This is a genomic window from Desulfitobacterium sp. (assembly GCF_034927245.1).
Taxonomy (GTDB): Bacteria; Bacillota; Desulfitobacteriia; order Desulfitobacteriales; family Desulfitobacteriaceae; genus Desulfitobacterium_A.
The window spans coordinates 1-15,646 of the sequence record NZ_JAYFQK010000006.1 but is presented as its reverse complement, the minus strand read 5'-3'; the positions used below and the strand labels follow the sequence as shown (position 1 = coordinate 15,646).

The window sequence follows — 15,646 nt, the reverse complement described above, 5'->3', positions numbered from 1 at the left end:
CTCCTTTGACTATGTTTTTTTACTCATTTTTTCCATCTGTTGTTTTGCTTCCGGGGACACTGCATCAATCAGGTAATTGCGGTCTTTTCCCTGTATTTCCTGCTTTATTCTTTCATTAGCCCCATCGATCATAATTTTCAGTTCTCTGGCGGATAATAAGGAACATCCTGCCCCCCTAATAATAAGCTGCTCTAAACCGTCTGACGTCGCTACTGTTATATTATAATTCTTCTGATTGTCATGGGCAAACCTTTCAATATATTGGTCTGCCGTCTGGGCCTCCCTGGTAAAAACCACATGGATATTATGATAGTCGGTGACCTCCGCAAAATTTCTCTGAACACGGTAAGCATCAAATACAACGATAATCCGGCATTTTCTAATCCCCTGATAATTACTGAGGGAATCAAGCAATTTCATTCTGGCCCCATCCATATTATCAGCGGTAAGCGCTTTCAGTTCAGGCCAGGCATGGATGATATTATAGCCGTCCACAAGGAGATACTCTTCTTTAACTTCCTTTTCCCTGATGGTATAAGCAACCGATTCATAATAACTTTCACGGGCCGTTTTGCGTTTTTTCCAAGCCGACTTTTTTCCTTTGTTCGCATAAAAGGTTTTTTGCATAATTTGATCAATCTCATCTAAACTGATTGACCTCTGTTCTGTATAGGGGATCAGCTTGGGGGCTGTTTCCCCCGATAAATCATCTTTGTTCTGCAGACAGCTTTCAACATGCATGTAGTCCTTTACTTTATCCCAAGGCACCAAAAAGCCTGCGCCGTGGGCACAAAATACAGAACCTGTCGGATTTTCCAAGTCCCTTTCCGAATCATATCCGATACTTGCGATGACCTCTTCGGTATTATGGCATGGTTCGTACCCTTTCAGGCTGCAAAACAGTCTGCCGAGTCCTTTGGTATAGGCAACGACCTCTTGCTGATAATTCCTCATCGTAACCACCGGGGCGCTTCCCACCAGAACCGCCATCTCGTCATGGGTCTGTGATATCTCACATGTACCCCACATCTTCTCAATATCGGTCATCGCTCTTCCTACCATTTTCACAGGCAGTTCCAGCTCAAAGGCATAATAGGGCTCCAATAATATGGATTCTGCCTCCTTTAAGCCCTGGCGCACCGCCCGATAAGTGGCCTCTCTGAAGTCACCGCCATCCGTATGCTTAGTGTGTGCCCGACCCGAGACTAAAATAATATTCATATCGGTAATCGCTGAACCGGTTAGAACCCCTTTATGAGCTTTTTCTTCCAGATGAGTTAAAACAAGTCTTTGCCAGTTTTTACTTAAAGTATCCTCACTGCATTTCGCGCCAAATTGCAAACCGCTTCCCGGCTCACCCGGCGTGAGTAACAGGTGGACCTCCGCATAATGCCGCAAGGGTTCAAAATGCCCTACCCCTTCTACCGCATTCACAATCGTCTCTTTATATAAAATTCTTCCTGTATCGAAGGCTACATCCACACCGAAACGGCTTTGGATAAGGCTTTGCAGAATTTCAATCTGCACCTCTCCCATGATCTGAGCCTGAATTTCCTGTGACTGCTCATCCCAAACGATATGAAGTTCCGGCTCCTCTTCCTCAATCTGCCGCAGTTTGGGAAGCATCACTCTCGGGTCACAGCCTTCCGGGAGAATAATTTGATAAGAAAGCACCGGTTCCAATACAGGTCCTTCTGAAGCTTCTTCTATCCCTAAGCCCTCTCCCGGTCTGGTTTGGCTAAGCCCGGTTACTGCGCATACAGAACCTGCCCCAATCTCGTTCACGGCCACGTATTTCTGTCCGGAATAAATGCGAATTTGATTAACCTTCTCTTCCCAACCGCGATTTTTTAAGATATCCTTGACCTTTAGTCTTCCGCCCGTAAGCTTCATGTATGTAAGTCGGTTTCCCTGCGAATCTCTTGCTATTTTAAATATCTTTGCTCCGAATTCGTCGGGGTATGAAGGGATCAGGGCATATTTCACCAGGCCTTGCATAAATTGCTCGACACCCTCACATTTTAAAGCCGAACCGAAAAAGCACGGAAAAACCTTGCGTTCCAGGACTGCTTTTTGAATCTGTACGGTTTCAATTTTTCCCGTTTCCAGAAAACTTTCCATCATTATTTCATCACACATCGCTAATTGATCGTAAAAGTCCACTGTCTTAACTTGTCCGAATTCGATACAGCCATCGTCCAGCTGCTTTTTCAAGTCCGGCATTAACGTGTTCTTATCTGTCCCCTTCTGATCCATCTTATTGACAAATAAAAAAACAGGGATCTGATACATGTCAAGCAGCCGCCATAAGGTTTTGGTATGCCCCTGTACTCCATCCGCACCGCTGATCACTAAAATGGCATAATCCAGCACCTGAAGTGTTCTCTCCATTTCAGCCGAAAAGTCAACATGCCCCGGGGTATCCAGTAAGGTAATCTGTGTCTCACCCATTTTAAAAACGGCCTGCTTGGAAAAAATGGTGATCCCTCTCGCCTTTTCTAACTCAAAGGTGTCTAAATAAGCATCCTTATTGTCCACTCTTCCCAATTTTCCGATTTTACCGCTCAGATAAAGGATACTCTCCGATAATGTCGTCTTACCCGCATCCACATGTGCCAATATTCCAATCACTAAATTTTTCATTATTTATTTCAAATCCTTCGATTATTAAAAACAATATGACAATCCGCTCTCAGCCAAGTTAACAGTTAAGTCATGACCATTCCCAGCTAAATTTATAGTTGTTCAAAAACCATTGTACCTTAAAGCGTCCGGTTTGAACAAGAATTATTTGGAAGCGTTATCGGCTTATAATTAAAAAGGAGCCGCTGCTCACGAACGATTCGGTTCGTTTAGCAACGACTCCCTTACTTTCATTAATATCCGTTTTGTTTGAGAGCTTTGTAAACCCTTTCTTCGGTTAAGGGAATCTCATAAAAGCGGACACCAGTTGCATCATAAACTGCATTGGCAATGGCTCCGGCCGTGGGGACTAATCCGGTCTCTCCCACACCCTTGGCACCGAAAGGACCACTCGGTTCGTTGGATTCGACTAAGATCGCATCAATCTCCGGAGTGTCCTCGATCGTGGGGAGAAAGTATTTATGAAGGCTGCTGTGAATTTGGCGGCCCTTGTCATCGTAGCGTATTTCCTCGCTGACGGCATACCCTACGCCCATCAGGACTCCTCCCTCGATTTGTCCTTCGACAATGACCGGGTTGATCGCCTTACCCACATCGTGAGCCGCAGCAACCTTAATCACTTTGACTTGACCTGTTTCCGTGTCCACTTCGACCTCGGCAAAATGAGCATGCCACGGCGGTGCATTTCCGGGAACAATACGGCCTACCCCGATAAACTGTTTGTTGCGCAGGTGGGCATGATAGGCCAGTTCCTTCAAGGTCATCGTCTTTTTACCTTCCCCGATTTGACATACTCCGCTTCCCTTGCAATCCTCACCGAGATTCTGGTTTATGATATAGATCTCTGAGTCCTTGATATCCAGATTTTCCGGCGGAACTTCGAAAAGGTTTCCGGCATATTCTAAGATCTGCTTCCGGGCGTCTGTCGCCGCAGCAACAACGGCGGTGCCTGCTGCATAGCAAGTCCGGCTGGCATGACTGCCGATATCAAAAGGAGTGCTCTGTGTATCGGCAAAGGTTATATTGACGTCTTCCAGTCGGGCACCGAGTACCTCAGCGGCAAATTGCGGGAGTGTGGTGCTCGTTCCTGTCCCGATGTCCGGAACCCCGGAAGCGAGATGGATTGACCCGTCTTGCTGCACGGTGATAATGGCATTATCATAGTCTACGCAGAACGGCCAAGCATTACTGCAGTGGGTACCTACGCCTACCCCAATTCCTCTTAATTTTTTGGCACCGGGCTTGTTCAGCTTGCCGCGGCGCTCCCAACCGATGCTTTTCGCTCCCTTTTCAATGCACTCCGCCAGTCCGGTTGATTGGCAGGGATAAGGAAGACACCAGGGGTCGCCGACTTTCATTATATTTTTCATGCGTAACTCGAGAGGATCCATGTTCAATTTTTCAGCCATCATATCCACAACGGACTCGATAGGGAACATGGCCTGAGGGTTTCCGAAGCCGCGCATGGCCCCGGCAGGGGTTTTATTGGTATAGACACTATGCCCGTAATAGTATTCGTTCGGGATGCGGTACACGGATAGTCCCATCGCTCCCAGCACACCCGGGGTTTCACAGCTGAAGCTGCAGTAAGCCCCTGCATCCAAAACCGCTCTTAGATCCAGGGCGTGGAACGTACCGTCACTTTTGGCTCCGAGCTTAACGGTTACATACCCACCGTGGCGGGTGTCGGAAGCAATAAAGTCTTCTTCTCTGGAATAGACGATCTTGACCGGTTTTTTGGCAAGGATGGAAAGTGCTACGGCGATGGGCTCGGCTTTAGCGCTCAAACCAATCCGTACACCGAATCCGCCACCGACATAAGGAGGGTTTAACACCCGAATTTTGCTGTGCGGTACCCCGAAAATTTTAGAAAGAATCATCCGGGTGGGGTGGGGTGTCTGAGTGGTCGACCACACGGTGATTTTTCCGTCAACACCGACCTGGGCGACAGCGGCTTGGGTTTCCAACTGGGCTTGCTTTTGAATGGGCAACTTAAATTGTTTTTCTATGATGATGTCTGACTCTGCAAAGCCTTTTGCCACATCTCCCACAGGAATCTTGACGGTTTCCCCGGGAATATTCTTCCCTTCACGACAAGGGCCTTGGATATCCGGGGCCTCCGGCTTCATCGCTTCCAGCGGATCAAACACAGCGGGCAGTTCCTCGTATTCGACCTTGATCAACTTCAAGGCTTCTTCGGCGATCCTCTCGCTTGTGGCCGCTACCGCCGCGACCTCGTCTCCTACGTAGCGCACGACATTATCAAAAATGTATTGGTCTAAGACCGGCTCAAGTGAAGGTACGGTAAATGTCATGGTTGCGGATGTATTGAATAACTCTCTTGGGGTATTCTGATAGGTTGCCACGGCCTTAACCCCGGGTAATTTCTCAGCTTCTGTCGTGTCGATCTTAATGATTCGAGCATGGGGATATGGACTGCGCAGCACTTTTCCATAGAGCATCCCGGGTAACGAGAAATCGGTGGAAAAGGTGGCGGTTCCCGTCGCCTTCTCAAGGGCATCAAGCTTACGGACACTTTTGCCTACGGTCGTATATTCTTTCATCACGTCACCTTCTTTACAGATTTTCTCTGATTTGCTTGGCAGCATCGGAAACGGCCTTTTCTATCTTGACATATCCTGTGCAGCGGCAGATATTTCCGGAAAGCGCTTCTTGAATTTCCTCTTTGCTGGGCTCTGCCTTTTTATCGATGAGGGCTTTGGCCGACATGATCATACCGGGTGTGCAGAACCCACACTGGATCGCCCCATTATCCATGAAGCTCACCTGTAACGGGTGCAGCTTATCCGGGCTTCCGATCCCCTCGATGGTTTCCACCTTGCTCCCCTCGGCTTTCATGGCGGGAACCATGCAGGAATTCACAGCCTCCCCGTTCATGATCACCGTACAGGCTCCGCATTCCCCTTTACCGCATCCTTTCTTAGTACCGGTCAGGTGCAATTTATCCCGGAGCACATCCACTAACATATCAGAAGGAGATACTTGTACTTCAGTGAATTCTCCGTTTAGAGTAAATGAAAGTATCGTGTTGCTCATGATTGACCTCCTTATCATCATCATCGTTAAAAGTTGTTTCTTGCCTCTCTCACGGCTGACTCCAAGGCACGCCGAATCAGGACAGGCAATACCTCCAGGCGATATTCCCGGGAACCCCTGAGCAGGCTGTTTCTGGGGTTAGCCTGAGCAATGGCTGTTTTTGCGGCCTCTTCGATAATTTCCGGTGTGACCTTTGCTCCGGCTAAGAGAGCTTCGGCTTCCGTCGCACGGACCGGTTTTGTCCCAACAGGTGCCATAGCGATGCGCACCCACTCAAAAGATTCACCTGACAGCGAGACAACTACGGCAGCATTAAGCATCGGCAGAGCTAATGCTTTACGCTGTTCAAGCCGTTCAAACGCCGAACCCTGGTTCTTTAATAAAGCAGGGAATTGAATCCGGGTTACGAGTTGGGACGCACTATCCAAGGCGCTTTTACCTGCACGGTCGGTATATAGCTCTTCCAGCGGGAGGTATTCTTTTTTCCCGGGCGATAGAACTTCAGCCACTGCATCAAAAGCTGTCAAAGCGACCGCCGTATCAGCGGCAGGTTGTGCATTCACGACATTCCCTACAACCGTAGCGGAGTTACGGATCTGCAAGGAACCTACCGTTCTGGCAGCTTGAGCCAGAGCCAAAGCCTTTTCACGGACAAGCTCAGATTTTGCAGCCTGGTTATGGGTGACCGCCGCACCGATTTGAACCATCCCATTGTCCACTTTAATCTCTTTCAATCCGGGAATCCGAGTGATATCGACCAGCACTGCGGCTTCTTTTTTTCCTTCTTTCATATCGAGAAGCAGATCAGTCCCCCCTGCAATAACCCTTGCCTGTCCTTGCTTCTCTTTCAGAATAGACAGAGCCTGCTCGGTAGTTTCGGGGAAAAGGTAGTCTAACAGCATGAAAATACCTCCTTTAAATGAGCAATCATTAGATCATCCTCCCTAAAAAATAAACCCCTTGATTAGAAATATAGCAAAATGCATGCCAATATTTGTGAATATTCTAACAAGTACGCCTAAATTCGTGTTAAAAGCCAACATAAGCTCATTGATGAGCAAAATTCGACATTGTATTTTTCAAAAAATTAGGTAAATTCCGCAAGCAATCTACGACGAAAAGACGGCAGTATGCCGAAAGGTCGGCGGACTGCCGTCAGTGAATAAAGGAAAGCTACTCAATTCCTTTTTCATTTCGATGGTAGCGCAAGATCCGAGGACTGATATTCAGTGCCTTTGCTGCATCTGTCTGACTATTGTTGGTCTTAGTTAGGGTCTCTTCGATCACACCCCGGGAAATCCAGGCGACTTCTTGTCTTAGTTTTCTCTCAAGCTCTGTAAAATCAATGTTTCCCTTATTTAATATAACTTTAAGCAGCCTTTGGCTCCAGTCTCTAAGCATCTCTTCCACCGGGGTCTCAGTATCCGCATGTTTTGCCAGAAAATCTTCCTCGCCGTGGAACACGATATGCTGGGGCAGACTCTCCAAACCCATCGGGTTACTTGTTCTAAACACCAAAGCACGCGCCACAACATTGGACAGTTCTCTGACATTACCCGGCCAAGAATAGTTCTGCAGTAAATTCATAGCCTGCTGATTAAACCGGATCTTTAAATTTTTCTCCTCTTCCGGGAGATTTTTCTCGATGAAGTAGTTGACCAGAGGCAAAATATCCATCCGTCTTTCGCGTAAAGGCGGAATATTAAAGTTGACAACATCAAGCCGATAAAGCAAGTCCTCCCGGAAAAGTTTATCCCTGACTGCCTGCCGAAGGTTCTTATTTGTAGCGGCCAGTACTCGCACATCCGTTTTTAGCGGTTTTTCTCCGCCAACCCTGAAAAACTCACCGGTTTCAAGAACACGCAGCAATTTGACTTGGATCGACAGCGAGGCATCTCCTACCTCATCCAGAAATAGTGTACCCTTGTTCGCCAATTCAAAAATTCCGTGGCGAATCCCTTGGGAACCGGTATATGCCCCTTTTTCGTGTCCGAAAAGTTCACTTTCCAAGAGTGATTCCGTGAGTGCCCCGCAGTTGATCCCAATAAAGGGGTTGCCGGCACGAGGACTGTTGGCATGGATAAACCGGGCTAAGACCTCTTTGCCTGTCCCGGTCTCCCCTTCGATCAATACGGCAATCTTACGGCTTGCTATTTTCCTGCACAATTGGATAATATCTTTTAACGGACTTTCTTCGGCCATAATAATGCTGAATTCTCCGGCCAACTTGTGGAGCTCATCGTGAATGGACTCCTGTTTATTATTAAGCGAATGCAAGACTCTTTCCAGCAAGGTGTCGATTTCTTCCAGTTCATCAAACGGTTTTTCGATATATTCGAAAGCACCCAGCCTCATGGCTTCGACCGCAGACTTGATCGTGCTGTACCCCGTCATAATGATGACGGCACAATGGGGATTGATCTCCTTGATTTTCTTAAGCAGAGTAATTCCGTCCGTATCCGGCAGTTTCAGATCGACAAAAGCGATATCAAAAGACTTATGGCTTAGAAGGACTCTCGCTTCGGAGCCGGAGTTTGCTACGGCTATGGAGTAACCTTTTTCTTCCTGGAAGTAATATTGAAAAAAGGTACCGACTTCAACCTCATCATCGATAACTAGAATTTCTGGTTTCTTCACTGCTCTTCCCCCCTCAAACTCACGGATAAAGGAAATATGCTACAGGGGAAGGATCAAGGAAAAGACGCTTCCTTTACCAACCTCACTCGTGACCCCTATACGTCCGCCGTGGGTTTGGGCAATCCCCATACTGACGGGAAGCCCGAGGCCTGTCCCCTTCGTTTTATCTTTGGTCGTAAAAAAGGGGATAAATATATGTCTGAGCGTATCCTCAGTCATGCCTCTTCCATTATCCGCTACCTTAATTTCGACCATTGTGCAGCCTGATTCTTCATCCTCTCTCATTCCTGTACTAATGATGATTTCGCCATCGGACGTACCCTCCAAAGCATCCCGGGCATTCAATAATAAGTTGATAACGACCTGTTCCAACTGCTGCTTGTTGCCCTCTAGCGGGGGGATGTGTGGATTCAGCTCTTTACGAATCGTGATCTTGTCTTTATCGATTTGATAGGCAATCAGGTTTAAACTGCCCTCGACCACAGTGTTGAGAGTCAACGGTTCAAAGGTTAAGCTGTCCTGCCGGGAAAAAGTAAGAAGGTTTTGGATAATCCGTTTGCTCCTCTGCCCGCAGGATTTAATGTCTTCAAGCAGTTTTTGCTCCTTATCTTTAAGGGATGCATTTCTTAATATTAAACCAGAGTTACCGATGATGGCTGTTAAGGGGCTATTCAACTCATGGGCTACTCCAGCGGCCATCTCCCCGATGGCAGCAAGCTTAGCCGACTGAAACAGCTGCGTCTCCAGCCTTCTTTTACTTGTCACATCACGAACGTAGACAACGACGCCGTAGAACTCGTTTTTTTCATTGTAGGCCGGATAAGCTGATAGATTATATATATTTTTGTTTTCGGTATGGGTGAATTCACCAAAACTGGCTTTACCCGTTTGGAACGCCTCCACCGTAGGACAAAGTTGGCACTGATTCCCGCAGCAGGCAAAGATATCATAGCATTTAAGCCCTAGGCCTAACTCATGGATCGATTCATAGTTATTGGAACGCAGGACGTTATAGGACAAGTCGATGAGAAAAAGTCTGTCCGGTACGGCCTTGAATGTTTCCTCCCATTCCCGCTTACTTTTTAAAACTTCATTAAAAAGACGCGCATTGTTAATGCAGACGGCCAGTTGGTCGGCTAACTGATGAGCAAAAATAAAATCATTTTCCGTATAGACATAAGCTTTTTTGCTTGCGAAATTTAGAGCCCCAATCACTACATTATTAACCAAGAGCGGAGTCATAATCGCGGATTTAAGTCCTAATGCACGGAGGTCGTCATCTTCCAGGTATTTATGCGTATCGTTCCAGATATCCTGTCTTAAGAAGCAACGTTTGTCATGAATGGCCTTCCAGGGGGCCGAATTCTTTTTATCCAGAACCCAACCAACCTCCAGAATGGTTTGTCCTTTGGGTACTGAGGCTTTGATGATCAGTTCATTATTTTCGATCAAGCAAAAACTCAAAAGGTCATACGGCAATACACTGTGCAGGGGCGCCGCCACCTCGTCGATAATATCATCATAGGACATATCCACGTTAATTCGTTTGGCAATTTGCTGGATAATGGCCATGCGCGTATTCTGCCTTGTCAGTTCCTCAATCACTCTCTGTACCATTTAAAACACTCCATTTTTAGACTGTGATTTGATTATAACACACACCGCTTGTGGCGAATAAAAAGCCAGCCTCAACCCAATTCTTTCCGCATGGATAGCCATTTATGAATATTCTCTGAAATATGATGAAGCGCAGAGCAAACTTGCCCCGCGCTTCATTTAATATACTGGAAGTTTCCTTTATCCCCTTTTTTTCTTACCAGTCACTATTTCCACTCTAAACCCTTTACGGCTCTGGCGCACGGTTGCTGCCATAAAACCAAAGAACATCCCTGACCACACTCCCCCGGTTACCAAAATCCCTATGAGTACCCCGGCCCAAGCGGGCCAGAGCAATGGCCTGCTTATAAGATAAAGTCCATAGGTGAGCGCTGACAAAAATCCTCCTTCATAGGTTGCGGGTGGGAGTTGCTCAAGAACAGCGATTAACTCAGCGGGATGGAAGATATAGGTGATTCCTAAGGCTAGGAACAAGATGAAAACCAGATTGATGAGATACATCATCAAAGAAGCACTTGGGGCAATCCGCTGCTGCGGACTCTCCGGATTATAACGGCTATTATTAATGGAGTAGAACAGGCCGATGGCACTTGAGCCGAGCGACAGCAAAACCGCCCCAACGGCCAAAGCAACGACTACCGAATAGTCGAGGCCGATGGCTGCTCCGGTTCCCACCAACAGGGCTTCCATCAGCACCAAGGTGGGAAGCACTGAAGCAAGCAGTTTGCCCAAAACCACCGGCCAGCCGGCAAGCGGCACACTGTTTAATAACCAGTCCGATTCTCCTTCACGGCCGAAGGACTGCAAAGCCATATTGCCACTGAACATAATGGTATACATGATAAAAATGGTTATTAATGAAGAACGTGAGGCCTTAGAACCACTGAACAGATATTGGGCAATAAAAAAGGCCATGAGAATGAGAGGGGTTAAATAACCAAACCACTCCCTGGCATCTCGTTTTAAATAGAGTAAATCCTTTTTGGCCACCGACCATATGCCGACAAGTGCCGGGGCTTGAGCACCGGTCATATCCCCTCCCGGTTGGGTTGCAAAGATCTGTTCTAATGGAGAAGATTTCCTTCCTTGGTCGGAATAGTCCTTTAGTAAAATCTGACCGGAGGTAAGCCCTTTCTCTTTTCGTTTTGTCCTGCGGCGTTGTCCTCCTTCTCCTTGACTTAAGGAAATAAAGCCCCGACGAAAACCTCGTTCGACAAGGCTAAAGGCCAAGCTGAAAAGCAAAACACCCAGCAAGAGGATGAGTAAACTCCAGGCCAAACCGCCTAATGCATTATCTGACATGGCTGAAGCTAAGGCCTTGGAACCCCATCCCCAAGGGAAGAAGTTCATGACCTCAAAGATTTGGGTATTGCCCCCCAGCCAAGAGTTGAAATCGAATTGTTTTTCTCTGCCCATCATTAGATTGGGGATCTGAAACATCAGGGCCATCATAATTCCAGCCACAGCCCCAATCAAACCTATGGCTTCTTTGCTGCGATGAGGAGGAACAATACGCATGATTAACAAGTTAAACAGTTCGGCAAGAGCCGTACCAAGGATCAAGAAACTCAAGGTTACGAGAACAACTAATAGATAAAAGAAACCCCCTGTTTGAAAAAGCAATCCATAAAAAACTCCCGGTAATAACATAAAGATTACCGCGATGACTGAATTGCTAACAAACACACTTAGGGACTTAACGGCAAATACTGCCCTGACCGATACCGGTGCCGTAAATAAAAGTTCCAGATCCTCGGACATATAAAGCGAAGAAAAGGCCGCGGTGATTCCAAAAAAGATTTGAGCAATCAAGCCGCTCATAAATAACAGGCTAAGCAGGCCCTGACCCAATTCATACGGGACATTTCCGATTGCGCCATAGGCTAAAGAACCCAAATACGTAATAAAAATCAGTAACCCTGCATAAAGGGAACCCATCACAATCCAGGTTTTTTTAGGGCGATGCCGCCATTTGTTCCATGTCACCCGCAATTGATTTTTTGTAAGGAGCATAAAGTCACGAACAAAGGATTGAGGTAACGGCGGCGCTTCTAAGGTTGGGGGTAAAGTGAACTTCATCAGCTATCTCCCTCCAAGCTTCTGATTAGCTCATCACTTTCCTGGTCTCCGGTAAGGTCGAGGAAGATATCTTCTAAGCTTTCTCCGTCGTGACCAACCGTTTGGCGCAGTTCCTCCGGGCTGCCCTGAGCAATCAGTTTTCCCGCTTTGAGAATGCCAACCCTGTGACACATTCTCTCCGCGATCTCTAGAATATGGGTCGAGAGAAAGATAGACGCTCCTTGCTTTGCTAATGCCTGCAAGACATCTTTGAGCAAGCGGGCACTCGCCGGATCAAGTCCGACTGTCGGTTCGTCTAAAAGCATTACTTTGGGTTGATGAATAAGTGCCGAAGCCAGCACAACTTTCTGGCGCATTCCATGTGAATAACCCTCTAGGAGTTCATCGGCACGTTCGGAAAGGCCAAACATCTCCATCAACATTTCCGCGCGTTTGGCACTGACATCTTTGGGCATCCGATAAAGGGACGCCATTAACAGCAAGAACTCGCGTGCCGATAGTTTGCCATATAGTTTAGGCTGATCAGGCACATAAGCCATCAGCGCTTTAGCTTGAGTCGCCTGCTTTCTAATATCATAACCGCAGATATAAGCCTCACCTTCGCTCGGCTCCATCAGACCGGTTAACATTTTAATCGTTGTAGTCTTCCCTGCCCCATTCGGTCCCAGGAAGCCAAAGATTTCCCCACTTTTTACCTCAAGGTTAAGTGTATTGACCACCGGGACAGTACCATAACGCTTAGTCAGTTGATGGGTTTTTATCAAAACCTCTTCCATTTGAATTTTCCTCCTAAGAATAAAATAGACTCTCGGCATTCGCCGATCCGGTTAGGATAAGGGTCTGTTTCTATATAATTATAATTCTGCTAGTTTTTTACTATTCCTGCCTGCCAGTCCCTACAATTTGTGTAGGGGCAACGCCTCCCGATCAGGCGCTACTTTTCAAGTATAGCTAATTTTAGAGCTTCTTTATTCAAATGGCAAGAACCATTCAAATACTCAATTGACAAAAAATCGTTATTCCCCGTTTTCGTGCCCATCTCCGAGTAAACGAAAGCCCTCGCGAATTAATCCCGCGAAGGCTTAACAGATAGTGATATTCAATTCTCATGGACACCTTTTGCCGTAAAGTCTTTTGATAAAGGAATGCTTGCTCTAAGTGGAGTTTTGACTCCCGATAGTTCCGGTGGAACTATTGCACTTGTTTCTGAAGTTTAGTTGACTTATCCCCACAGAGGACAAGTCAGCTAAGCTTGCAAAGCAAGCAAGCTTCCTATGTCCAGGGACTTAGCGCCACTTATCTCATCCTCACCGCTAAAGTTGTTCTACGTAGTTTGCGGTTCGGCAAAAGTATCCACTGGATACTTTCGTACTTAAGAAGTGGGAATCTTAGTAGCGCTTAGTCATCGGATAAAACACTTTTCATGGTTCTGAATTCATCTGTTGTAATTTCACCACGAACATAGCGTTCTTTTAATATATTTAAAGCATTGTCCTCTCTTTTACAAAAATGGTTTGAAACTTGATTTCTGCAATCCAGAACTAAAAATAAACCGACTGCGAAAATTATTATCCCTAAAATCATCATTGCGCAGTCCCTCCATTCTGCCCATTATTTTGACCCTGATTGGGTTGAGGAGCAGTTCCGGAATTTGGATTAGATTTTTGTCCTTGATTTTGATTGGGTTTTACTCTAAACCCATAGCCCCCCATCATACCGGGCCTATTTACAATATTATGTCTCGAATTCATCATGCCATATGGACCATATCCATAACTATGAAGGGCAACTGAACCGACTGCCACCCCAATGCCTAAAATCATCAACAATATGCCGGCAACTAGTTTTGATTTCTTCACTTTAACAACCCCTCTCCATCCGATTTGTAATAATTATAGTGCCGCTTATAGGGCGTCACCTGAAAATCACCTGAAATATTTATGAATTTTTTATTAAGGTTTTTATTCTTGTTATCCCGAGTGATATTCACCGGGTTTTCCACTGAAAGCCATAAGACAAAGAATGGGAATCTTGGAAAATCGGCAGCTTTGGCGTCATAAATGTAAAGGTTATCAGTAAAATAGCATGAATTATGATTATTGCTAAACCTATTCTATTTCAGTAGCGTTGCATTAAGTTAGATCATGGTTTGTCAATAAAAAATTTATTGAAGAATAGGCTTGATTAAATTTACTTTATTGGTGTATACAACCAGATGATTATTCCTACTTGAGTCCAAAGGAACGTTGACCCAAGAGGTAGTCCTTTTCCACATTCTTACATCGATTCTTTTTTACAGAATAACGGGGTCATAGGTTAATTCATTGAGCCAATCCGTCTTTTCATTCATGATCTGGTGCTCTGTCATGGCATAGATTTGACCATAGTTAATCCGCCGAGAACTCTTTCTTCTTCGTCGTCGAAGCTTCCTCACAAACGAATCGAAGTTTTCGAAAAGGCAAGCGATTAACTCCCTTTGCAATGTCAACAAATCCCTTTTATAGTCGACTTCAAGTTTGAGCAAGATTAGTAAGCAGTAGGTCAAAAGGGACAACAGTAATTGGTTAGTGACTGCGGCCTCGCTTGTGCCGTAAAAATGTTTAACCTGACAATGTTGCTTTAACCATTTGAAGAATAATTCGATTTGCCAGCGGTACCTGTAGATCTCTCCGATTTCTTCCGCACTTAGCTCAAAGTCATTGGTCACAATGGAAAAGGGCTCATTGACTCCGTCATCAATCGTAACCACTCGGAGGGGATGCTTCATTTTTTTAGAGCCTCCGCCAAGAATCACATCCACGTCTTCTTCAATACTACCCTCTTCTCGAATAGGTCGTTCAACCCCTGTAAATTCAACAATGGCATTATTTTTAAGGCGACAGATAAATCGGATGCCCTCTTTACAGTATTTCTCAAATAATTTGTAGTCAATATAGCCTCGGTCAAAGATATGTAGCGCATTGTCATCAACAACAATAAGCGCGTCTAATTTGTTCTTGTCAGCCGTTTTTGCCGGGGTAATGATGACCTCGTCCGGGACAGCGGTTCCGTCAAAACTAAGGCGAAGATGCATTTTAATTCCCGCTTTGCTTTTCCGAAACACAGCCCAGGGATACCGAGAAAGACACAGACTAATGATGGATGCATCGATCATGTACAATTTTCCCAAACGTTGTTGGATTGAGCTATACCCTTTCCTTTGGGCGACTTTATTAAGAACACCCTTGAAGAGCATTTCCGAAACTTTAACGGGTAAGGCCCTTAGTCTCCGGGAAATTTGGCTATGACTAATGCTCTCTAAACCAATAGCTTGACTTAACTGCTCACTTTGAACACTTAAACTAATCTTTCTCAAGGCTTTAAATTCTTGAAGTTGAGCATGACTAATAAGAAGGGTAAGTTGATTCGTTTTAAGTTTTTGAGTTCTTCGATCCAGATTGGGAACTTGTTGATGAATTTTAGCCCAAATTTCTTGGTTAAATTCCAAAGTAAGTTCCACTTTATCGAAGTAAATTCCACTGTAAGTCATCCTTTTTTGTTTGGAGAATAGAAAAGGGTGACTTTTTTTCGGTTTTGGATTAAAATAAGGCCAAATCCGGTGTAAAAACAGCTG

11 protein-coding genes are annotated in these 15,646 nt (G+C 45.7%); all 11 read right to left on the bottom strand.

Translation table 11 applies throughout. The features are described 5' to 3' along the window. Window positions 1-9: 9 nt before the first annotated feature. Window positions 10-2,643 (bottom strand): translation factor GTPase family protein, encoded by a 2,634-nt coding sequence (locus VB077_RS01515; RefSeq protein ID WP_323413442.1) that lies wholly within the window; start codon window positions 2,641-2,643, stop codon window positions 10-12. Between the two features lie 233 nt (window positions 2,644-2,876). Continuing rightward, entirely contained in the window at window positions 2,877-5,207 is a 2,331-nt protein-coding gene (locus VB077_RS01510) for a xanthine dehydrogenase family protein molybdopterin-binding subunit (protein WP_323413441.1), read from the bottom strand. A 13-nt stretch (window positions 5,208-5,220) separates the two neighbouring features. Beyond that, a complete protein-coding gene (locus VB077_RS01505) occupies window positions 5,221-5,700 on the bottom strand; it encodes a (2Fe-2S)-binding protein (protein WP_323413440.1) in 480 nt (159 codons plus the stop codon). A gap of 26 nt (window positions 5,701-5,726) precedes the next feature. Next, window positions 5,727-6,602: a xanthine dehydrogenase family protein subunit M gene (locus tag VB077_RS01500; protein WP_323413439.1), complete on the bottom strand. Its 876-nt coding sequence runs from the start codon at window positions 6,600-6,602 to the stop codon at window positions 5,727-5,729. Window positions 6,603-6,873: 271 nt separating this feature from the next. Next, the gene (locus tag VB077_RS01495) at window positions 6,874-8,337 is read right to left on the bottom strand and encodes a sigma-54 dependent transcriptional regulator (protein ID WP_323413438.1); all 1,464 of its coding nucleotides are present in this window, start codon (window positions 8,335-8,337) and stop codon (window positions 6,874-6,876) included. A gap of 39 nt (window positions 8,338-8,376) precedes the next feature. Beyond that, a complete protein-coding gene (locus VB077_RS01490) occupies window positions 8,377-9,954 on the bottom strand; it encodes an ATP-binding protein (protein WP_323413437.1) in 1,578 nt (525 codons plus the stop codon). A gap of 180 nt (window positions 9,955-10,134) precedes the next feature. After that, window positions 10,135-12,033 (bottom strand): putative ABC transporter permease subunit, encoded by a 1,899-nt coding sequence (locus VB077_RS01485; RefSeq protein WP_323413436.1) that lies wholly within the window; start codon window positions 12,031-12,033, stop codon window positions 10,135-10,137. Further along, window positions 12,033-12,809, bottom strand: a complete 777-nt coding sequence (locus VB077_RS01480; protein ID WP_323413435.1) for an ABC transporter ATP-binding protein — start codon at window positions 12,807-12,809, stop codon at window positions 12,033-12,035. The genes VB077_RS01485 and VB077_RS01480 overlap by 1 nt, the downstream gene beginning before the upstream one ends. Window positions 12,810-13,431: 622 nt before the next feature. Then, complete coding sequence (locus VB077_RS01475; protein ID WP_323413434.1) at window positions 13,432-13,620, bottom strand: SHOCT domain-containing protein; 189 nt, start codon at window positions 13,618-13,620, stop codon at window positions 13,432-13,434. Next, window positions 13,617-13,892, bottom strand: coding sequence for a hypothetical protein (locus VB077_RS01470; protein WP_323413433.1), 276 nt, complete (start codon window positions 13,890-13,892; stop codon window positions 13,617-13,619). Before VB077_RS01470 ends, VB077_RS01475 begins: the two co-directional genes overlap by 4 nt. Before the next feature lie 434 nt (window positions 13,893-14,326). Beyond that, the gene (locus VB077_RS01465) at window positions 14,327-15,643 is read right to left on the bottom strand and encodes an IS4 family transposase (RefSeq protein WP_416337011.1); all 1,317 of its coding nucleotides are present in this window, start codon (window positions 15,641-15,643) and stop codon (window positions 14,327-14,329) included. Between the last annotated feature and the right edge of the window lie 3 nt (window positions 15,644-15,646).